Annotated in this window: 16 protein-coding genes; 3 read left to right on the top strand and 13 right to left on the bottom strand. The window is 41.1% G+C overall.

Annotated elements, in window-relative coordinates:
* Positions 1 to 31: 31 nt before the first annotated feature.
* Complete coding sequence (gene lexA, locus SLS51_RS04740) at positions 32 to 637, bottom strand: transcriptional repressor LexA (protein ID WP_323836024.1); 606 nt, start codon at positions 635 to 637, stop codon at positions 32 to 34.
* Positions 638 to 756: 119 nt separating this feature from the next.
* A complete protein-coding gene (locus SLS51_RS04745; protein WP_323836026.1) occupies positions 757 to 1,128 on the bottom strand; it encodes a diacylglycerol kinase in 372 nt (123 codons plus the stop codon).
* Positions 1,129 to 1,257: 129 nt separating this feature from the next.
* Between SLS51_RS04745 and plsB the strand changes: the two genes are divergently transcribed.
* Positions 1,258 to 3,714, top strand: a complete 2,457-nt coding sequence (plsB, locus tag SLS51_RS04750) for a glycerol-3-phosphate 1-O-acyltransferase PlsB (RefSeq protein ID WP_323836028.1) — start codon at positions 1,258 to 1,260, stop codon at positions 3,712 to 3,714.
* 302 nt (positions 3,715 to 4,016) lie between these two features.
* On the opposite strand, the gene ubiA is transcribed toward plsB, so the two are convergent.
* The 3 genes from ubiA to pgi all read right to left on the bottom strand — a co-directional run bounded on the left by ubiA (position 4,017) and on the right by pgi (position 7,372).
* Positions 4,017 to 4,871, bottom strand: a complete 855-nt coding sequence (gene ubiA, locus SLS51_RS04755; protein WP_439126845.1) for a 4-hydroxybenzoate octaprenyltransferase — start codon at positions 4,869 to 4,871, stop codon at positions 4,017 to 4,019.
* 34 nt (positions 4,872 to 4,905) lie between these two features.
* Positions 4,906 to 5,412, bottom strand: a complete 507-nt coding sequence (gene ubiC / locus SLS51_RS04760) for a chorismate lyase (protein WP_323836032.1) — start codon at positions 5,410 to 5,412, stop codon at positions 4,906 to 4,908.
* A gap of 313 nt (positions 5,413 to 5,725) precedes the next feature.
* Complete coding sequence (gene pgi / locus SLS51_RS04765) at positions 5,726 to 7,372, bottom strand: glucose-6-phosphate isomerase (RefSeq protein WP_323836034.1); 1,647 nt, start codon at positions 7,370 to 7,372, stop codon at positions 5,726 to 5,728.
* Positions 7,373 to 7,676: 304 nt separating this feature from the next.
* Between pgi and lysC the strand changes: the two genes are divergently transcribed.
* Positions 7,677 to 9,056, top strand: a complete 1,380-nt coding sequence (gene lysC / locus SLS51_RS04770) for a lysine-sensitive aspartokinase 3 (protein ID WP_323836036.1) — start codon at positions 7,677 to 7,679, stop codon at positions 9,054 to 9,056.
* A gap of 490 nt (positions 9,057 to 9,546) precedes the next feature.
* On the opposite strand, the gene SLS51_RS04775 is transcribed toward lysC, so the two are convergent.
* The 7 genes from SLS51_RS04775 to SLS51_RS04805 all read right to left on the bottom strand — a co-directional run bounded on the left by SLS51_RS04775 (position 9,547) and on the right by SLS51_RS04805 (position 18,908).
* Positions 9,547 to 10,584: a phosphatidylglycerol lysyltransferase domain-containing protein gene (locus SLS51_RS04775; protein ID WP_323836038.1), complete on the bottom strand. Its 1,038-nt coding sequence runs from the start codon at positions 10,582 to 10,584 to the stop codon at positions 9,547 to 9,549.
* Entirely contained in the window at positions 10,568 to 13,135 is a 2,568-nt protein-coding gene (locus SLS51_RS04780) for an aminotransferase class III-fold pyridoxal phosphate-dependent enzyme (protein WP_323836040.1), read from the bottom strand. Before SLS51_RS04780 ends, SLS51_RS04775 begins: the two co-directional genes overlap by 17 nt.
* Before the next feature lie 90 nt (positions 13,136 to 13,225).
* A complete protein-coding gene (locus SLS51_RS04785) occupies positions 13,226 to 14,272 on the bottom strand; it encodes an acyl-CoA dehydrogenase (RefSeq protein ID WP_323836042.1) in 1,047 nt (348 codons plus the stop codon).
* Positions 14,273 to 14,322: 50 nt separating this feature from the next.
* Positions 14,323 to 15,219, bottom strand: coding sequence for a hypothetical protein (locus SLS51_RS04790; protein WP_323836044.1), 897 nt, complete (start codon positions 15,217 to 15,219; stop codon positions 14,323 to 14,325).
* Between the two features lie 51 nt (positions 15,220 to 15,270).
* Positions 15,271 to 15,654 carry a hypothetical protein gene (locus SLS51_RS04795; protein WP_323836046.1) on the bottom strand — a complete coding sequence of 128 codons (384 nt, stop codon included), beginning with the start codon at positions 15,652 to 15,654 and terminating at the stop codon, positions 15,271 to 15,273.
* Positions 15,647 to 16,483: an alpha/beta fold hydrolase gene (locus tag SLS51_RS04800; RefSeq protein ID WP_323836048.1), complete on the bottom strand. Its 837-nt coding sequence runs from the start codon at positions 16,481 to 16,483 to the stop codon at positions 15,647 to 15,649. The genes SLS51_RS04795 and SLS51_RS04800 overlap by 8 nt, the downstream gene beginning before the upstream one ends.
* A 925-nt stretch (positions 16,484 to 17,408) precedes the next feature.
* Positions 17,409 to 18,908, bottom strand: coding sequence for a M28 family metallopeptidase (locus SLS51_RS04805; RefSeq protein ID WP_323836050.1), 1,500 nt, complete (start codon positions 18,906 to 18,908; stop codon positions 17,409 to 17,411).
* A 764-nt stretch (positions 18,909 to 19,672) separates the two neighbouring features.
* Here SLS51_RS04805 and iclR point away from each other — a divergent pair.
* Entirely contained in the window at positions 19,673 to 20,503 is an 831-nt protein-coding gene (iclR, locus tag SLS51_RS04810) for a glyoxylate bypass operon transcriptional repressor IclR (RefSeq protein WP_011148482.1), read from the top strand.
* A 388-nt stretch (positions 20,504 to 20,891) separates the two neighbouring features.
* Here the strand turns inward: iclR and SLS51_RS04815 are convergent, their stop codons facing one another.
* Positions 20,892 to 21,461 carry a hypothetical protein gene (locus SLS51_RS04815; protein ID WP_323836054.1) on the bottom strand — a complete coding sequence of 190 codons (570 nt, stop codon included), beginning with the start codon at positions 21,459 to 21,461 and terminating at the stop codon, positions 20,892 to 20,894.
* Positions 21,462 to 21,849 lie beyond the last annotated feature (388 nt).

Raw genomic sequence — 21,849 nt, forward strand, 5'->3', positions numbered from 1 at the left:
ATTCCAAAAACAACAATTTGATATTTTACTATCAGGACCAGTTGCCGTTACGAATCACCCCAACCGCCAATCCTTCAATTGTCAGGCTCTGTTCACGCAAATCCACCTCAATTGGCTTAAATTCGGGGTTTTCTGCCAACAATTCAACTTTATTTCCAGTCTGTTTAAAACGTTTTACCGTCACTTCATCTTCAATGCGGGCAACAATAATCTGCCCATTACGAACATCTCGTGTTTTATGCACAGCCAGCAGATCACCATCCATAATCCCAACATCTTTCATAGACATTCCGCTGACCCGCAACAGAAAATCTGCACTTGGCTTAAACAATGCAGGATCAACCTGATAATGACTTTCAATATGCTCCTGTGCCAACAGTGGTTCACCTGCGGCTACACGGCCAATTAACGGTAAACCAGATTCTTCCAACAGCAAACGGATACCCCTAGATGCCCCTGCAACAATCTCTATCACCCCTTTACGAGCCAGTGCTTTTAAATGCTCTTCAGCCGCGTTAGGTGAACGAAAGCCAAGACGTGCTGCAATTTCAGCACGCGTTGGCGGCATACCTGTTTGCGAAATATGGTCACGCACCAAGTCATAAACCTGCTGCTGCCTTGCGGTAAGTGCTTTCATTTCGTCCCCTGTTTGTTTATACAGTCAATATGTAAGTATATACAGCTAAATAACGATTGGGAACCTACTAAGGCAGAAAATCAGCCAATTATAATATAATACCTAGCAATTAAACCAAATCAGGCCATAAAATAGCGCCAAAGGATGGTCCCCCAGACAATTAATGACAGCATCATCGTCAGAAAGACAGCCGCCGATCCCATATCTTTCGCGCGACCGGACAGTTCATGGAACTCACTACCAATACGGTCAACTACGGCTTCAATAGCACTATTCAGGATTTCCATAATCAACACCAGCATCACTGAACCAATCAGTAAAATGCGTTCAATGGCACCGATATCCAGATAAAATGCAACCATCATAGCTAATATCGCTAAAATTATTTCCTGACGGAAAGCCGCTTCATTTTGCCATGTCGCCCTAATACCCTTCACCGAATATACGATTGCTTTAATGATACGGGTCAAGCCCTTGGATTGATTCGCCATAAATTATTCACACCAAATATGAGGTTATCTGACAATTTCCACTCTTATTATTGTCTTAACACAACAGATCTCAACACCCGTTTCTGATATGCTGGCAACGTGTTGCTAACAAGAGGCTTCAAGATATTTATGTCAAGTTGGCGTAAAATATATTATAAATTATTGAATTTACCACTAAAAATACTGGTAAAGAGCAAACTTATCCCTACAGATCCGATTACTGAATTGCGGCTCGATACGACACGCCCGGTTCTGTACGTGCTGCCATATCACTCCAAAGCAGACTTACTGGCATTACGTCAGCAATGTCTTGAGCAGGATCTGCCGGACCCATTAAATTTACTGGAGATCGGTGACACTGAACTTCCCAGCTATGTATTTATCGATAATGGTCCACGTGTATTCCGCTATTGTGCACCAAAGCAAGAATCCGTAAAAATTTTCCATGCTTATCTGGATCTGCATCGTAATAATCCCAATCTGGATATTCAAATGCTGCCAGTTTCTGTCATGTTCGGCCGTTCCCCCGGACGCGAAGGGCAGAGTACACCACATTTGCGGCTACTCAATGGTATCCAAAAATTCTTTGCCATTCTCTGGCTAGGCCGAGATAGTTTTGTGCGCTTTTCAAACACAGTATCTCTACGCTATATGGCAACTGAGCATGGCACTGACAAGACTATTGCCCATAAGCTGGCTCGTGTGGCACGAATGCACTATTCACGTCAACGCCTGGCAGCCGTTGGCCCACGCCTGCCGGTTCGGCAAGAGCTGTTTAACAAGTTACTGGCATCAAAAGCAATAGAAAAGGCAGTCTCTGATGAGGCCCGCGGCAAGAAAATCTCACATGAGAAAGCGCGACAGAATGCCATTAACATGATGGAAGAGATTGCTGCGAATTTCTCTTATGAAACGGTAAGGCTGTCAGGCCGTGTACTGGGTTGGACTTGGAACCGTCTGTATCAAGGGATCAATGTTCACAATGCTGAACGCATCCGCCGTCTGGCACAGGATGGTCACGAACTGGTTTATGCGCCCTGCCACCGTAGCCACATGGATTATTTGCTGCTCTCCTACGTGCTCTACCATCAGGGCTTGGTGCCGCCCCATATCGCCGCGGGCATCAACCTGAATTTTTGGCCAGCAGGACCAATATTCCGCCGCCTTGGTGCATTTTTCATCCGCCGCACGTTTAAGGGTAATAAACTGTACGCCACGATATTCCGGGAATATCTAGGTGAATTATTTGCCCGAGGTTATTCTGTTGAATACTTTATGGAAGGCGGTCGCTCCAGGACCGGTCGTTTACTCGATCCCAAAACAGGTACGCTGTCCATGACGTTACAGGCGCTGTTGAGAGGAGAATCACGTCCAATTACCATTATTCCAATTTATATCGGCTACGAACATGTGATGGAAGTTGCTACCTATGCCAAAGAGCTACGTGGCGCAACCAAAGAGAAAGAGGGCTTTTTCCAGATGATACGCGGTTTGCGCAAACTTCGTAATCTGGGGCAAGGCTATGTCAACTTTGGCGAACCCATCCCGTTGATCCAATACCTTAACAACCATGTTCCTAGCTGGCGCGATTCTATTGATCCAATAGAATTCCATCGCCCCGAATGGTTCAATCCGGCAGTCAATCAACTGTCTGAGAAGATTATGGTAAACATCAACAACACGGCGGCAGCTAACGCAATTAACTTGTGTTCAACTGCCCTGCTTTCGTCACGTCAGCGAGCACTCACTCGTGAGCAACTGCTTGAGCAACTGGAGTGTTATATACAGCTCATGCACAATGCACCCTACGCTGCTGATGTCACCGTACCAAAGAAAACTGCGGAGGAGTTGCTAGAACACGCTCTGCAAATGGATAAGTTCGAGGTAGACAAAGACAGTATGGGTGACATTATCATTCTGCCACGTGATCGTGCAGTTTTGATGACCTACTACCGCAACAATATCCAACATCTATTAGTACTGCCATCACTGATTGCCTGCATCGTTATTCATCATCGCCGTATCAGCCGTGAAGCGCTGTTAAGCCAGGTCGCGATCATTTATCCACTCCTTAAAGCCGAGCTGTTTATGCGTTATAGCAAAACAGAGCTGCCAGAAGTGGTTAATACGCTGATCAACGAGCTGACCCGCCAGTGCCTTATCTGTAACAAGGAACATGGCATGCTGGTGCTTAATCCAGCACGTATCCGTCCCCTGCAATTACTGGCAGCCGGTGTCCGTGAAACACTGCAACGTTATGCCATCACACTCTCTTTACTGAACGCTAACCCAATAATCAGCCGGGGAGTGCTGGAAAAAGAGAGCCGGATGTTAGCGCAACGTTTGTCGGTATTGCATGGCATCAACGCACCGGAATTCTTTGATAAGGCGGTATTTACTACGTCGGTCAATACACTACGCGAAGAAGGTTATATCAGTGACAGTGGTAATGCGATTACAGCAAATACCCAGGAGCTGTATCAGGTATTAGGTGAACTGATGTCACCTGAAATTCGTCTTACTATCGAGAGCGTCAGTTTACCACCAGAACACAACGATACCGAAGAGAGTGCCAGGGAAGGATAAGCTTCTCATACCCTATGGATTTCAAGATGCATCGCGACGGCAAGGGAGTGAATCCCCGGGAGCATAGCGAACTATGTGACCGGGGTGAACGAGTACAGCCAACAAAGAGGCAACTTGAAAGATGACGGGTATATACCCTATGGATTTCAAGATGCATCGCGGCGGCAAGGGAGCGAATCCCCGGGAGCATAGATAACTATGTGACCGGGGTGAGTGAGTACAGCCAACAAAGAGGCAACTTGAAAGATGACGGGTATAAATTCTGGTGATAATGGTTGTTCTTTACATTATCACCAGCTATTTCAGACATAGCTAAAGAAGATACCAAGAAATAGCACCAGACCAACGTAGTTATTATTGAGGAATGCCTGAAAACAAAGCTCTCTTTCCCGACCAGCGATCAATTTCTGCTGATAAATAAATAAAGTGCCCGCAAGCAACAGTGACCAATAATAGATACCGCCCAGATTTATCAGATACCCCACCAGCACCAGCATCAATAACATAGCGAGTTGCAATAACCCAATAATCAACTTGTCGAAACGACCAAACAGAATAGCGGTGGACTTCACGCCAATTTTTAGATCATCGTTTCGATCGACCATCGCATACTGTGTATCATAAATAACCGACCAGAAGATATTAACCAGGAATAACAACCAACACTCTAGTGGTAAGGACTCACTAACCGCCGCAAATCCCATAGGAATAGCCCAACCATAAGCGGCCCCCAGTACAAACTGAGGAAGATGACTAACCCGTTTAACAAAGGGGTAAAGCCAAGCCAGAGCCAACCCAACGGCTGACAACCAGATAGCCATTTTATTCAGGGTGAGAACCAGACCGAAAGAAACCAGCGCGAGTACGACAAATAGGATCTTGCTCTCTTTCTCACTAATAGCACCACTCGGCAGGGGACGTGTTTTTGTGCGTTCAACACAACCATCAAATTTTCTGTCAGCAAAATCATTGATTGCACACCCTGCTGCACGCATCAGAAACACACCAGCAATAAAGACCAATAATATATGCATATCCGGGATACCTTTACCGGCCATCCACAAAGCCCAGAAAGTCGGCCACAACAACAATAATGCACCTATAGGTTTGTTAATACGCACTAAACGGCAATAGGCCAGCCATTTACTTTGCGCCATACTTCCCGCCACTTCTGTTTCCCCCTTTTAAATTTTACCTTTTATACACCGGTGATTCAGGTAAAAAGACTTCGGTTAATAATAATGGCTTGCCTGATAACCTCAACAATGATCGTCTTGCCCAACGGTTCCCCTGCTGCCCTACATGAATATAGTCTCGCGCCAATTTATTACCACTAAAAAGATATCGCCCCAGTGGGACTGTTCCTAAATCAACCAAACTTTCATCAGGACCGGTTAATGTTGTTTCAGGGATTAGCGTCCGCCCCAATAGCCAGGGGATATTATCACCGCACAGTATGATCTCACGCAGCCAATATCGTTGACCCGTTAGCAAACGCTCATTTTCATCAGAAAGTTGTTCCTCGGTAATAAAACATTCTCTGAATGGTATGATACGAACACAGTTGCAGTATTGCTCAAAACGGCGGGTCATTGAGCCCAATTCCATCAACCAGTCTAAAGCCTCATCAGGCAAAACGGGTGAATCCACCGAAAGCCACTGAATAGGCACCGTTGTTAATATTGAGTCAGTTGACATACGCTTTTCCATTAGGACAAATTTCTTTTATCCGACAGTACAATTGATAACCGCAGAGAATACCACGTTGCAGGTATACAGAATAAAAAGTTATATACCCTATAGATTTCAAGATGCATCGCGACGGCAAGGGAGTGAATCCCCGGGAGCATAGGAAACTATGTGACCGGGGTGAGCGAGTGCAGCCAACAAAGAGGCAACTTGAAAGATGACGGGTATAACAGATTCTATAAATATTGTTGACTAAAAATAAGCGAATTATGATGAACATAATTCGCTCATATCGATTAAGCTTCTGACTCAGAATAAGTGATTAACGCCATGCTTTAAAACGGTTAATCAACCCATTTGTCGAACTATCGTGGCTGACAACCCTATTATCATCCTTAAGTTCCGGCAAAATACGGTTAGCCAATTGCTTACCTAATTCAACTCCCCACTGATCAAAAGTAAAGATGTTGAGAATCACCCCTTGTACAAATATCTTATGTTCATACATGGCAATCAACGTCCCCAAGCTAAATGGGGTAATTTCACGTAACAGAATAGAATTGGTCGGGCGATTTCCTTCAAACACTTTAAATGGGGCAACATGCTCAACTTCAACCGCCGTTTTGCCGCTGGCGGTAAATTCAGCATCCACCTGATTACGAGATTTGCCAAAGGCTAGTGCTTCTGTCTGAGCAAAAAAGTTGGATAACAATTTGCTGTGATGGTCACTCAATGGGTTATGGCTGATAGCGGGCGCGATAAAATCGCAGGGGATCAGTTTCGTTCCCTGATGAATAAGTTGATAGAACGCATGCTGACCGTTTGTTCCAGGCTCTCCCCAGATGATTGGCCCGGTTTGGTAATTCACCGGATGACCATTGCGATCGATATATTTACCATTGGATTCCATATTGCCTTGCTGAAAATAGGCAGCAAAGCGATGCATATACTGATCGTATGGCAGAATCGCTTCCGTTTCTGCGCCAAAGAAATTGTTGTACCAAATACCGATTAACGCCAGCAATACAGGAATATTTTGCTCAAATGGGGTATTGGCAAAATGCTGATCCATTGCATGCGCCCCACTCAGCAATTGTTCAAAATTTTCAAACCCGACAGAGAGTGCAATAGACAAACCAATCGCTGACCACAACGAATAACGGCCACCGACCCAATCCCAAAACTCAAACATATTTTTGGTATCAATCCCAAATTGCTTAACTTCCCGTTCATTTGTAGAGAGCGCCGCAAAATGCTTTGCAATATACTCTTCATCACCGGCGCTTTTTAGGAACCAGTCACGGGCGGAGTGAGCATTGGTCATTGTTTCTTGCGTAGTGAACGTCTTGGAAGCAATGAGGAATAGCGTCGTTTCCGGGTTAAGCGCTTTCAAGGTCTCCGCAATATGGGTTCCATCAACATTAGAAACAAAATGCATATTCAGGTGATTCTTATAAGGTTTCAGCGCTTCCGACACCATATAAGGGCCGAGATCTGAACCACCGATACCGATATTCACCACATCAGTCATCACCTTACCGGTATAACCTTTCCACTCGCCATTAATCACGCGCTCACTGAAATCCTTCATTTTTGCCAACACCGCGTTGACCTGCTGCATAACCTCTTCCCCGTCAACCACAATCGGGGTATTGCTGCGATTACGTAGCGCAATATGCAGTACCGCGCGATCTTCAGTACGGTTAATTTTCTCACCCGAAAATAGACTGCGAATAGCTCCGGCAACATCCGTCTCTTTAGCAAGTGCCTGCAACTTTTCTAATGTCTCGGTTGTGATGCGATTTTTTGAAAAATCCACCAAGATCTGGTCATCGAACGTGGCTGAGAACTTAGCAAAACGATTTGGGTCCTGTTCAAACAATTCACGTAGGTGAATGTCCTTTATCTGCGCAAAATGCTGTTCTAACGCTTTCCAAGCTGCGGTTTGACTAGGATTGATATTTTTCATAGCTATGCTCTCTATCAACTGGCTGTAAGTAATTGGGAGTAAAGAAAGATTGTAACCTGTAATTCTATGATTCGAGTCTCTTTTCCTGTAATCACTGATATTGGTCAAAACGATTAAGTTTTTCTAGCTCTATTTGCTGTGTCGTACAAAAAACAATCACCCTCTCTACTATCCTCAATTTATTTTATGATTCTCATAGCGTCATGAAAGATATTGATGTCACTCTTCACTCCGTTGACTCAAACCGGTTAACCCGATATTTCTAAAAGACTATCCAGTTAACAGTTAATAGAAGGTTATCGCAATGAGTGCTGTTTCATCCCAATGCCCAGAAATTGACGGGCATGTAGTCGCAAAATTTGGTGGTACCAGCGTGGCAAATTTCGATGCCATGAATAACAGTGCAGATATCGTACTGGCAAATAAAGCAGTACGTGTGGTTGTGCTGTCTGCTTCTGCCGGTATAACAAACTTATTAGTTGCATTATCGGAAGGCTGCTATGCAGATAAGCGGGCTGACTACTTGAAACAGATTCACTCCATTCAATACGCAATTATTGATCGTTTGCATGAATCCGATACGATTCGTCAAGAGATTGATCGCCTACTGGAAAATATTAAAACCCTTGCTAAAGCCGCATCTCTGGCAACCTCTGCGGCTCTGACCGATGAATTAGTCAGCCACGGTGAACTGATGTCCACACGATTGTTTACCGAATTGCTTCGCCAGCGCGGTAAAGATGCCGAATGGTTTGATATACGCAAAGTGATGTATACCGACGATAGTTTTGGCCGTGCAGAACCAAACCCTGAACAACTTCAATCGCTGGCAACGGAACATCTCTTACCACAGCTAAAAAATAGCCTGATTGTCACCCAAGGTTTTATTGGCCGTGAAGAGAATGGTCGTACCACTACACTAGGACGCGGTGGCAGCGATTATACTGCGGCACTCCTGGGAGAAGCCCTTGGTATGAAACGCGTTGATATCTGGACAGATGTGCCGGGCATTTACACCACTGATCCCCGCGTCGTTCCAACCGCGCAACGAATTGATAAGATCGCCTTTGATGAAGCGGCGGAGATGGCAACCTTTGGCGCCAAAATCCTACATCCGGCAACACTGTTTCCGGCTATTCGTTGTGGCATTCCAGTCTTTGTCGGCTCCAGTAAAACCCCACAGGCTGGTGGTACGCTGGTTTGTGATACCACAGAAACCGCACCACAGTTCCGTGCTATCGCCCTGCGACAAAAACAGACGTTACTGACACTACACAGTCTGAAAATGCTGCACGCACAGGGTTTTTTGGCTGAAATATTTACCATTTTGTCACGCCATAATATCTCGGTGGATTTGATCACCACCTCCGAAGTCAATGTGGCATTAACACTCGACACCACCGGCTCCACTAGCACAAATGGCAGCCTGCTGACCAATGCGCTGATGACAGAGCTTTCGACGCTGTGTCGGGTTGAAGTGGAAGAAGATCTGGCGCTGGTGGCAATTATTGGTAATCAGCTTTCTCAAACCAACGGATTAGGAAAAAAGGTTTTTAGTGTGTTGGAAAAATTCAATCTTCGTATGATCAGCCATGGCGCCAGTAACCATAACCTATGCTTGCTTGTTCAAGGCAAAGATGCAGAACAAATTGTTCAAACGCTTCATCAACGTTTGTTTGAATAAGTATAATTTTTCAGGTATTTGATATTTCGCTCAGCCAAAAGACTGAGCGGAATCTTATACTACAATAAAAAATAGCTGCTACAGCCAGCCTAAATGGATCCTCATAATGGATCCTCATAATAGTAATACTCCCTCTTTCTTCATTTTCTTTAGTACGGAAATGCAGATTCACCGGCAGAATCATGAAAAATTTATTTTAATTTTTCTATCTCTTTTAAAATAGTTTATGTTGTAAATCTCTGTGTGAATTAGTTAGTATTTTCACTTACACATTTAATTATATTGAGGGATGGAAAATCACAGGGAGATTTTAAAAAAACATTATTTTCTCATTTATTAGGGAAATTATACGTAGAACAATTATATGATCTTGATAAAAAAAGGGCTATCAATACACAGTCAATTATTAACCATGATAGGTGATCAGCCCAGTATTTTTAGCCCCGACTGATCACCTGCTATCTAACATTAAGAGAAGACTTTTTATAACTTAGATACTATTAGTCGTTCGCAATGTTGACCATAATGCCTTCATGGCCTTTCCCTTGGGGAAAGCAATATATTCCGGTTCAATCAACGATGGCCGCCAGCTCATTTTATATTGACGTTGCGAAGCAGCAGGATAAACAATGCCGCCTTTTGATGACAACCATTTGGCAACTTTATAAAAGATTGCCGAGTCATTAATGTATCCCTCCTCGCCGAACTCCACCAAAGGCGTGAAGCCCAAATGAAGGTAGGAAACTACACCCTCTTTCAGGAAGTCATTAATCGCCGTTTCATTAATAAACTGCATCGTGCCGTCGGGTATATCCGGTTTTTTTCGAGATAGATTATGAAACCATCCCGATGTTTCCCCCCAAGTGTAGCTATAAACAATATATGCCTGAATTTGTTCTCCCTGAGTTGCAATATATACTCTGTGCTGGCCTGAACTCACTTCCACCGTGTTGAAATCAATCACCAATTTTTTCAGGGCCTTCGCATGTTTTTCTTTCAGCCAAAGCTGATTAATATGTTCTAGTTGTGGTTTAAATCGATAATATTCCTCTTGTGAGCAGATCTCTCGAACGGAAATCCCCGCTCTTCTAGATTTATTGATTTTATTTCTAAGCTGCTGAAACCGTTTACCTTTCATGTTATATCCATCAAGGCTCAATGAATAACTTGCCCCAAGTTGGTTTACAGAAAAGCCATTATTTTTCAACAATACAAAATCGCTCTCATCACCGTGCAGAAAAACCGGGAAAGCCCGCTTTTCTCTGGTGAAGTTGAGAAAAGAGTGTAAAAGTGCAGCTCGTTCTTCGCCAGAAGCCAAAATACCGCCTACACACATATGCAGATTTTTGTCCTGAAAGAAACCAATAGCCCCCTTTTGATGAGTAAACCAATATGTTTCACTATTGAACAACAGGCTACTCAACGGGTGCTTTGAATAGCAAAGCACTTTTCTGAGATGACTGTTGCCAAGAACATCTTGAGCGTTCCCGGTGGCAATAATCTGGGGAGCATCAAGCAACATGCTCATAACGCTCACCTTGATTATTTCGGGAATACTGGACAGGGATGAACCCATGCTTCCTGGCAATATCCCGAATCGCCAATGCATCATTATAATCAATAGATTTACCGATACTTTGATGAACACTCACCCCTTCAAGCGCCACGGCAATAGTTTCTGATAAACAGGCGAGATTTACCCCCGCAGGTACATCGATCACGTTGCAATCGCTATAAGCCACTTTCTCAGGCTGATAGACCAATCCCCCTTCGTAAATTTGACGGTTGCCATCACGAATGAAATCGAAAGGTCTGGCCGCATCAAAAACGATGGCGGAATCTTTCAAGTAATGTGTATTCAAGAAAGGCTTACCTTCACTCGTTGCCGAAACAATAAAATCAGCCTGACTCAAAGAATGTTCATAACTCTCTATCGCTTCCAAACCAAAGGTATCAACGACTTCAAGAACTTGCTGATGTAATATTTGTGCATCTGTCACACCCGGATTTTGTTTAAAAAGCCATTTTCTCATTTTATCCATGACCGAATCTGGCTGGATAACATCATGCGTCCTTAACACTGCGGAAAGAAGCGCCTTGGTCAGTTCAGAGAGCAATATGCGTGCTCTATTGGGGCGGCTAACTAAGATAATCCGGCCAAAGTTATGAGCTAAGCCAATGACTGAAAGCCTGCCTACGGAGCCTCTGGCACCCACTACCGCCAATGTTTGCCGGGATGCATTCTCAATCAATATTGAGCGTATCCCCTCAATCACCGCCACCGCTGTCAGAGAGTTGCCATTAGTCAATATCCGACCCTGCCGATTATTCACCAAGCTAGTACCACCATTAGTAATAACCGAGGTATAAGCCCCTAAGCCAACGATTTCAGCGCCATTTTTCTCTGCCACATCAAGATATTCCTTCATCAATACCGCCCGTTCTTTCGCTGACAATGCCATCATATCTTCGGGACTAATGGGTGAGAAAAGGAGCATACCATTAGCATATGCCGTTGAACTTTCGACACCAAACTCAACAGCGATATCAGGATTAAAATCAATTGAAGAAACCTGCGTGATCCAATTACCGAGCTGTTTCTGCTGCTCCTGCGTGTAATTCTCCTTTATTGACACGCAATAAGAGTGAGCGAGCTCATTAACCGAAGTGGTATGAATCAAGAAAGCGAATTTCTTACCCTCAATTAATCCAGGGATAGGCGCTTTAATCTGAGCCAAGTTGTTATTTTTTGAAATTGGATAACTCACCGAAGCGGGTGGGAGATCCGCAACAGGTATGTCTATCAAGTGTGAAAAAAGAATGTCATATCGCCCATTCACAACCAGTTGACATACCTCACCAAAAGCGGTGAAAAACGTCTTAATATCCTCTTTGGAAACGTTAAGCGGTGGCTCAAAACGTACAGAACAAGGACGAGACATTAACGGCATGGTGAAAAGACCATAATGTTTCAATAAGAAACTACAAATGATATAAGCCAGGCCACCGCTTTTTTGACTGAAATTGATAAATATGTTGGAAGCCGCTTTGCTGTCCTGTATTTCAAGGCCACGCATCAACCCAGCCCCTTGCCAGTAAAAATGCTCTGGATATTTAGCAGACAATTGTTCAAGACATTCATCAACATAACGGCTGACTTCTTGAATATGAGTTAACGCTTTACCCTCCTCTTTAGTCAGATGCTCGATAACCGCAATCCCCATCGTTGCGGCTAGAACGTTATTGGCAAAAGTGGAGCTATGTTTCCTGTCGAACTCGGATAAATAAAGCTCATCTGAATATAACATCGCACCAATCGGCGAAATACCTGCCCCCAGCGCTTTAGAAAACAGGATAACATCCGGTTTCAAAGCGTAGAGCGTGGCCGCACAAAATGCCCCAAGTCTACCGATACCCGTCTGAACTTCGTCAAATACTGACAATGTGCCATTGTCTTTACACAGTGCCAAAATACTGGACAAGGTATCTGGTGGAATCACTTTCATTCCGCCTTCTCCTTGCACCGGCTCAATGATAAATGCGGCAAATTCCCGGCTCTCCAGCTTTCTTTTTATTTCATCTAAATCTTCACTATCAACCTGCTCATATAATTTATCATCGTAAATGAAATCGGCTTTAAACCGATTTGATCCCGTAGCGGATAATGCCGAATAGGTTTTTCCGTGAAAACTGCGATGCAAACTCAGAATACGCTTTCTGCCAGTAAACAGACGGGTAAATTTAATCGCAGCTTCTACTGTTTCAGCACCACTGTTAGTAAAAGTACAGTGGGTATATTTTTCCTTATCTATTTGCTCCGCAAGCATTTCAGCCAATAGCCGTACCTTTTTGTGAATATTGGGCTGAAAGAAGATAGGCTCTTTATCTTTAGTGAATCTGTCAATTTCAGCGATAGCGAAATCAGGATTATGCCCAAATGGCAGTGCGCCATATTGAGCCAAAAAATCCTTAACAACCCGGCCATCCGATAATGTAAGCTGGTTATCTTGAGCAGACTTGATATCCAGTTCAAGGCCCACAGAGTTTAATAAACTCTCACGATATTGATTAACAAACATAGTTCTCTCTCTTTTTTTTAGGTGCACAAAGTCATGCTGTAAACAGCATGGAAAAATCCTTGAGTTATAAATAGGTGATTCTAAAAGTAATTAAGCTTGCTGCATGATCTGGTTAATCATTTGGAATTCTCCTATCGGATGAAATTTAAATAACTGTACTGCCAAATAGAAATTCATAATTTCTGGTGTTGTCATTACCTTAATCCCACCGCAACATCGAAATATGAAACTGGCAGTTTCCTCAAGGATCTTTTCCAAGGTATAACGTAACGCGAGAATTTTATGGGCGGCGTTTTCATCCTGGCTGGCATAAAAGGCAATAATCAACATCTGACCGAGAATAACATTAATCTTATAATCAGATTGGGTCAAGGTATATTTAATTGGTTGCTGTTCTACTACTTTCTCAGGAATAAAACGAGTCAGCCCATCAAGAATACCTGAGTATGTATTAGCAGCAAAGTAATTAAATAGCGATAAACCATAGGAAAGAATTATTTGCTGTTCCAGTCCCTTATAATGAGAAAGTCGTTTTAATGAAATTTCGGTATCCGAAAATTTAACTTCTTGATTATCACTTTCAGCCATAATCCCCAGTCGCCAGAAAGGAATAACCTTAAAATTCTGATCCGATTTAGAAACCAATACTATCCTCATATCATTATTATTATCAGTATCGCAGACCGATAACACATAATAGTCAGCAATCGAAGATAAGGAACAAGGTTTCTTCGAACCATTAACAAACAGCTTCCCCTCTTTAGAATGCATTTTAAGCGATGGTATAAAAATATTCGTCCCAGGTAGTCCCTCCGCAAAAGCGGAAGCAACCAACGCTTTTGATGTCATAACTTCATTCAATAATACGTTGCTGTCTTCGAATATATCGGGAAATTTACTGCAAGCCAGTACAATATGATTATGCATTGTTAAGGCAATACCAACGGCGGGAAGCCATGCAGAGGCTTCACGGATAGTATTACCTACTTGATGAAGCCCATCCATATTGGATTGAGACATCAAACGTAGGCATTGTGAAGCGGCCTCAGAACCCAATAACAATCTTTTCAATCTATCTGGTGTCAAATGTTGGTATTTCCCGCTATTCTTCCTGAGTTCTTCAACAATATTTGTCATTTTTAATTCTCCTTAGCCTATTCAAACAACCTGCTGAATAAGGCCAATATCTACACTAAACCCATGTACTTAAGGCGTGACTGCTGCATCTGTTCGACCAAGGAATGAGAGAGCTCAAGGCGAGATTCCACCGTAGAATCGGACAACAACATCCCAGGTGCTAATTCATAACCTTCAATAAAGCGCAAATGGTTCTGCATACCCCGTTGATAGAACATTTCACGCTCCACAAACAAGTCATCAACAGATACCTGGTTCCATAACGCCAGCCCTTCTTCTATACACTCAAGAGCCGATTGCTTTAGAGAACTCTCATTTTCGAGTGCCATCTTGACGATATTTGCACACACTGTCAGATGTCTTAATTCATCAGCATTGGCTCTGGCCTGTGTCTCGGCGGCAACAATATCAAAAGGGCGCCACTTGATTTCGCTGAGCTCTGACGTTGGCGCAAGCACGCCTTCCAGAACAACAGTAATGATTAACACGCCTGCAATGTAGTCATTTTTCAACACCACCCACTTATCGAAATAAATTCTCAATGTTTCCAACATATTGGTCATTTTTCCTCGCAAGAGGCTTTCCATTTTTCCGGCCACATTGTCAATATCCGCAAAGCCTATTCTGACCAGATGTTCTCTGAATAATTTAGCATGTCTACCTTCATCAAATATCTGAGTCAACATATAATCAAAGTTGATATTATCAGGAGCCTTATCTGCAAGTAACAATAATGCTTTCGTTGCCTCATATTCCGAAATCGATTTAAAAGAAAGTTCCCTGATCAGAGACTCTCGTAAATCACCCGGCAAATAGGTTAATTTAGGATCATTGGCATAGTGGGTTCTTTTTCTTTGCTCAACACTTATCTGTTCAGTGAACCATTCATCCAAGCCCCAATCTTTTGCCCGCATTTCTACTTCCGATGCCTGTTTAATTAAATTCATAAATAAATGCCTCTCCAAATAAGTTATCTCTAGGAGATATAATTATTTGTTTCAATGAACAGTCGGCTGCTTAAATATATTAATAGATAACTTAGGAAAATTTCCCAGTACACCTCGATCCAAGCAGATATGGACAAATAGTGCAATAACACTGTAATTGTCCTTAAAGAACCAGATCCAGAGCAAACTCATCACACTGAGTGTGAATAAATTATGGCAAATATTATAAATGGTATAAAAAGCTGGAGGAGGAGTTTCTTTTTTATTCAGTAAACTCCAGATCCGCCCTGGGTAATAACCAATAATATCAATCAGAAAAAATAACACAATAAATTGCCACCAATTTATATAACTCTCAAGCTGCCAGGTCAGAAATAAACTGATAAAAAACAATCCAAAAAATTCCCAACGCAGAATTTTAAATGTATTAATCATCGCTATTCTCCATCATTTCTTTTTTCATGATTGCAATAATATCGCCTGGCTGTTTAATCCAGGCGCTATGAGGATTACCTTTGAAAGATAAAGTTATTTCCCTAACTTCTGCATTAGGTATAAGACTTGCTAATACTTGAGTAGACCTCAACGGAGCCCAATTATCTCCTTTAACACAGATATAAACAGCCTTGGATAAATGCTTATTCTCCTTCCCCTTATAAGCACGGACATGATAATAATTTCCCGTACAAGCAGTTCTGGACCAATCCCGCATTAACCCCTTAGCTTCTCTTATGCCAAAACCAATCTTTTTCCCAGGGAGATAACCATATAACGCAGTCAAAATGTTAAAAATAATAGCTGCTGTTATTATCTGAACCCTCCCCATTCCCTGCCAATTCTTATACCACACGTTCCCGGTTGCCACACAAAACAGAGAAAATGGCCTGTCAGTTGAGCTGGCAAAGAGCGTCGCAATATGCCCCCCAAGACTGTGACCAAAGACAATAGGAATTTTATTGCTATTTAATTCAACAGCCTTGTCTAACATTGCCGGAAGATAATCCCGCAACAGATCAGAATAGTTATAATCATTTTTTCGACTTGGTTTAGGTTGATTGTCTCCATAACCTGGCATATCAGCAGTGACAACCTGAAAACCCTCTTTTACCAGTTGTTGTATTAAAGCGTCATATTTCCTGATTTCCACACCAATAGCAGGTAACAATATAACAACTCTGCCATGACTATCTCCCTGATAAACTTTATAATTACAGAGGAAATTACCAGCGACTTTAAAATGATTACCGTTAATATTATTTTTCATATCTATATGCTCCCAACAACTACGTCACGCTCCAGTGACTGGCATTGGCGATAAATCCGCCAAAAAAATTTTATTTTCAGTGCGATAGGTGTCAAATACTTGTCCATATCGCCGGGTTATTAGTGATTTTCTAATTTGTTATTAACCAATATAAAAGCCCCTTATACTTTCTTAGTAACAGGCTATAGATAAAGCAAGGAACATATATTATTTTATAAATTATTCGCTGGAAAAATTATTTTACACATTAGAAAAATTTAATTTCAAATGTAAATCATACCATTTAAATATTAATAGATAAGTTATAAATCAATAATAAAATATCAATTTTAAATGTATTGAATTTACATGAAACAATATTGATAGAAAGCTATACCCTATAGATTTCAAGATGCATCACGACGGCAAGGGAGTGAATCCCCGGGAGCATAGCAAACTATGTGACCGGGGTGAGCGAGTGCAGCCAACAAAGAGGCAACTTGAAAGATGACGGGTATATAACCATATAAAACAACAAACAGTTAATAGTAACAAGAGATAATCTTAGTTTAAATAACACATAAAAAAATGAAATTTATTCATGAGTCAATTTGAAAATATATTCAAAAAATTATTTCCTAACATTATTTTCACAAATCCGTTTATATTACTTCCTTATATACTTTACATGGCAAAATTATTAATCTTCATGAATTATATCATTACTACTATTTAGTTTATGAAATGAACCATTCATTCTGTTATCTTACTTTATGACTGGTTTTATATTAGTTTTAATTATAACGACTAATTTTGTATACCTTATGGATTTCAAGATGAATCGCGACGGCAAGGGAGAGAATCCCCGGGAGCATAGGTAACTATGTGACCGGGGTGAACGAGTGCAGCCAACAAAGAGGCAACTTGAAAGATGACGGGTATAGAATTAAATCACTCGTTTCCAAAAACCGGCTATACCAAATCCTAAAATAAGCATTGGCAGAATAGCGAGTGCGCCCCCCACTACAGGAGCATGTAATCCGACAGAAACAAGGTATATAATTGGAACATAGAGAATAGATGTAATATAAGTACAGATAATTAATAAAATCAACGCAATGCTAAATTTATTGAACTCCCGCAACATCAAATCCGTTAATAGAAACAACAAAACAGGTAATGTAATAAGATAAGAAGCTGTGGGTACGATTAATGCTACGATAAGGCTAAATAATCCAGCAAGTATCCTTAAAATGCTCTGGATATTTGATACTGTTCGGAGTGAAGATGAAAACCATATATTTCTTATCGCTAATGAGATAGAGAGTAAAAATGTTAAAATACCTGTAACGAAAGCGGAAAATATAGATATGATAATAAGCCCAATATAGGGTACAGGAAAGTAAACTGCATCTACACTTTCTTTAAACAAGTTAATCTCATCTTTTACCGCGAAATGCGCGCCTAAATCTCGAATCGTTCGCTGATATCGCCACAAAGTTCCAAGGTTAAGATTCTCAACAGTATCACTCATACGGTGGTAATGCTCGTAACCCAAGATCGTAGCAAAATTCATCCCAGTAAACCCTCTATCCAGAAAGACGCTAAAATCTGTATTATTCTGCAACATTTGGTACACAATAGGGCTAAATGAAAAAGCTACCGGCTTATAAGCATGCCGATTCCATTCTGAAACAAGAGCAAGATTTTTTGCTGATGTCTCAAATAAGAGTGGCACGCCATTATTTCCCCGAGCATCAAAATTAAAAACAACATCTATTGGTTGAGTCGCGATCTCATTAATATTCTTAACAAAGTGATGCGCACCGAGTAATCCCAACTCTTCAGCATCAGAGAATAAGAATATAACGTTATTTTTTATATCCGTTCTTTCAGCAAGATCCCGCATTAATTGGAGTACCGAGGCGACGGCTATACCATTATCACTGGCTCCTGGCGCAGTTCTAACACTGTCATAATGTGCAACGAATAATAAAGTTCCTTCTGGCGAAGGAACCTCCAATTTGGCGATAAGGTTCGTTCCAGTTAATTCCGATTGTTCCTCCACTTGTTTTGCAAAGTTGCCTGTATTTATCCTGGTAAACTCTTTATCAAAAGCTCGGCGTTGTTGACTATCGAGGCTTGAATATATTCTCTTCTGCTGAGAGGCCAAATCATCTGCCGTGTAATGAAATGTCTGTTCAGTGACGCTATATCCCACCTCATTCATTTCGTTAATCAGGTAAGCCCGAACTAACGCTTGCTGTGTTGAAGCCGCAGGATGAGGTTCCGCAGCAATAACACCAAGTGTTCTCATCACATTCTTGAATCCACTTTCTTTGAAATATTCAACCGGGACTTTATCAGGAAGTACCAAACCGATACCCTGAATAATCGCAACAATTAAAGCTGCTAAAAAACAGATAATCAAAAAAATGCGTTTCATTAAACTCTCCCATTCCGACAAAATAGTAACAAAATATTACTCTTGATATAATTAATAATATTTTCTCATATTTTTATAATTAAAATGAAAATATAAAAAATTAATCCAAATAACTCAGAATAATTTAAAGCAATATAAAACATTATTTGTAACAATAACAGACGCTCTTTTGTAATTATATAATCAAAAAATAGTTAGATAAAAACTATATTTCCTATAAATTTCTCAAGGTATTATTTAATACATATCATTCAGAGATGTTATTTACAAACTCTTTCCACTAAAATACTATTAATACAATGAGTCAATTCCTAAAAGTTTTCATATTCTACGAAGATGACTTTAATAAGACGAGTCCAATTTACACACAAAAAGTACTAGCAAGTTTATACCCTATGGATTTCAAGATGCATCGCGGCGGCAAGGGAGCGAATCCCCGGGAGCATAGATAACGATGTGACCGGGGTGAGTGAGTGCAGCCAACAAAGAAGCAACTTGAAAGATGACGGGTATATTGGCTTATATCGTGCTGAATCAAAAATGTTGCCTCTTTATATCCATAGACAGGAAACCATTTCCATCTTAATAATCTTGTACATTTATAGTGAGTTAACTATCATGATGATTCGAGACCTAACCTTGAGATTTCCTTAAATTCTAATGGCAGGTAGCATTTCCCACACATCGGATGAGTGTTTTTCAGGTTTATCGTCCATAATGAGAAATGAAAATGAATTCCATCTTATTATTCAGAGGGTATTTCGATGAGCACTGCCGTTACCAGTAAAAAAACAAAAAAAACTAAGATTACGGCGAATAATGCTGTTGCTAACGGGCAAGTACAGTCATTAAGTCGCGGACTGACACTTTTGGAATATATTTCCGAGTCACCCGGTGGTATCGCCTTGACTGATTTAGCCCAACAAGCCGGATTACCAAATTCCACCACTCACCGCCTTTTGACCACTTTGCAACAGCACGGTTTTATCCGTCAGATTGGCGATTTAGGGTTGTGGGTTATCGGTTCACATACTTTTATTGTCGGCAGTAGTTTCTTACAGAGCCGAAATTTATTGGCACTCATTCACCCGATTCTCCGCCGTTTGATGGAAGATTCCGGTGAAACCGTTAATTTAGCTATTCTTGATCATAGTGAATATGAAGCGGTTATTGTCGATCAGGTACAGTGTAATGCATTGATGAGAATGTCCGCCCCTATCGGGGGTAAATTGCCTATGCATGCTTCTGGGGCTGGTAAAGCATTCCTTTCAACATTATCAGATAACCAACTGGTTCAATTACTGCATAAGAAAGGGCTTCATTCTTACACACAACATACCAAGACAACCCCTTCGAATTTAAAAGAAAATCTGGAGCAAGCACGTAAACAAGGGTATTCGTTCGATGATGAAGAACATGCTTTAGGTCTGCGCTGTATTGCTGCCTGTATTTATGATGAGCATCACCAAGCCTTTGCCGCTATTTCCATTTCCGGCCCAGTCTCACGGATCACCGATGATCGAATCACTGAACTTGGTGCTTTGGTGATCCGGGCTGCAAAAGAGATCAGTAAAGAATATGGCGGGATTCGTTAATTTTTTTTATTAAATTATCATATGGTTCTCAGGGTATTGATTCTTTCGTGCCCTGTCTTTTCAGATTAATAAATTTAACTTAATTTATCATCCCGCTAAAAATATTATCGGCAATATAATAGAATAGCAACGAAATTATTTAACTAGTTTAAGAATAATATCAATGAAAAATGAGATAAAGAATCCGAAAATAATGACATCCCCGGACTCTTACATATATACCCGTCATCTTTCAAGCTGCCTCTTTGTTGGCTGCACTCACTCACCCCGGTCACATAGTTATCTATGCTCCCGGGGATTCATTCCCTTGCCGTCGCGATGCAACTTGAAATCCATAGGGTATAGAAGGATGAGTTAATGGAACACTAATCGATGAGTATCATCCTGATTAAATCACTTTTGATAAATTCCAAGTGCCTGTTCCGTTGCCTCGATTAGAAAGACGTGAAGTATATACATTATATAATTCGTTAGGAACAGTAGCATTGAAACAAGTATCGAGAAATCCTCCACGTACGCTATCATAACCATTCAGAAAACGGATAACATCACTTTCACGAACTTTACCATCATATCCACTGGTTGTATCTGAAAAAATGTACCATGTCAGGGTCTCAACCGGACGTGCTGCTTTATCCGCCGTATAAACATTATAGAGTTCAGGTGATGGCGCATAACCATTTGTGCCGAGATATCCGCCATTATTCTGGTAAAGATTGAAAAGAAATACTATATCACCACTGTAAATCTGTGTCCCTATGGCTTTTCCGCTCGCAGACAAAATTTGCCACGTACCCGTACCTGTACCCGGAGCTCGGGTCGGCGAAGTAGCCGTGTATACGTTATATTTTGCGCCTTGTGCGGTTGCATAACCATTAGTATCCAGATAGCCGCCATTTCCATTATTAAAATTGTTTTTAATATGAATTTTATCACCGTATAAAATTACACTAGCCATGATTATATCCTTAAATATTTTCACGAAGTTATATATGTGTTATATGAGAATTTTCATGTATTTAATTATGAGTCAAAAATATCAATTATTTTTACAACCACTAGTCATGGCTAAAAATCCTTGACTACCAAACTCTATAAAATTATAGAACCTCCACAAATAAGTGGATCTATTTTTATTTCTTAAAGAAACCATTAAATATATGTTTTTAACTCACATTCCAATTATGCCTTCCTAATAATAAATATATATTATATTGAATCAAAAATTTATTTTTATTAGGAATATTCATACCTCACACAATAAAAACAAATAGAAATTAATTTGTATTTAATTTAGAGAAATAATTTAATGAGGATAATAATATTAACTATTGGTGAAAATGGCG

This window comes from Photorhabdus africana, from assembly GCF_035181445.1.
GTDB lineage: Bacteria > Pseudomonadota > Gammaproteobacteria > Enterobacterales > Enterobacteriaceae > Photorhabdus > Photorhabdus laumondii.

What these genes read in the sequence shown, in the direction of transcription:
- SLS51_RS04785 (WP_323836042.1), bottom strand. Translation starts at nt 14,272, where the DNA reads ATGACAAATATTGTTGAAGAACTCAGGAAGAATAGCGGGAAATACCAA.
- SLS51_RS04815 (WP_323836054.1), bottom strand. Translation starts at nt 21,461, where the DNA reads ATGGCTAGTGTAATTTTATACGGTGATAAAATTCATATTAAAAACAAT.
- plsB (WP_323836028.1), top strand. Translation starts at nt 1,258, where the DNA reads ATGTCAAGTTGGCGTAAAATATATTATAAATTATTGAATTTACCACTA.
- SLS51_RS04795 (WP_323836046.1), bottom strand. Translation starts at nt 15,654, where the DNA reads ATGATTAATACATTTAAAATTCTGCGTTGGGAATTTTTTGGATTGTTT.
- SLS51_RS04805 (WP_323836050.1), bottom strand. Translation starts at nt 18,908, where the DNA reads ATGAAACGCATTTTTTTGATTATCTGTTTTTTAGCAGCTTTAATTGTT.
- pgi (WP_323836034.1), bottom strand. Translation starts at nt 7,372, where the DNA reads ATGAAAAATATCAATCCTAGTCAAACCGCAGCTTGGAAAGCGTTAGAA.
- SLS51_RS04790 (WP_323836044.1), bottom strand. Translation starts at nt 15,219, where the DNA reads ATGAATTTAATTAAACAGGCATCGGAAGTAGAAATGCGGGCAAAAGAT.
- SLS51_RS04780 (WP_323836040.1), bottom strand. Translation starts at nt 13,135, where the DNA reads ATGTTTGTTAATCAATATCGTGAGAGTTTATTAAACTCTGTGGGCCTT.
- SLS51_RS04745 (WP_323836026.1), bottom strand. Translation starts at nt 1,128, where the DNA reads ATGGCGAATCAATCCAAGGGCTTGACCCGTATCATTAAAGCAATCGTA.
- lexA (WP_323836024.1), bottom strand. Translation starts at nt 637, where the DNA reads ATGAAAGCACTTACCGCAAGGCAGCAGCAGGTTTATGACTTGGTGCGT.
- ubiC (WP_323836032.1), bottom strand. Translation starts at nt 5,412, where the DNA reads ATGTCAACTGACTCAATATTAACAACGGTGCCTATTCAGTGGCTTTCG.
- ubiA (WP_439126845.1), bottom strand. Translation starts at nt 4,871, where the DNA reads ATGGCGCAAAGTAAATGGCTGGCCTATTGCCGTTTAGTGCGTATTAAC.
- lysC (WP_323836036.1), top strand. Translation starts at nt 7,677, where the DNA reads ATGAGTGCTGTTTCATCCCAATGCCCAGAAATTGACGGGCATGTAGTC.
- iclR (WP_011148482.1), top strand. Translation starts at nt 19,673, where the DNA reads ATGAGCACTGCCGTTACCAGTAAAAAAACAAAAAAAACTAAGATTACG.
- SLS51_RS04800 (WP_323836048.1), bottom strand. Translation starts at nt 16,483, where the DNA reads ATGAAAAATAATATTAACGGTAATCATTTTAAAGTCGCTGGTAATTTC.
- SLS51_RS04775 (WP_323836038.1), bottom strand. Translation starts at nt 10,584, where the DNA reads ATGAGCATGTTGCTTGATGCTCCCCAGATTATTGCCACCGGGAACGCT.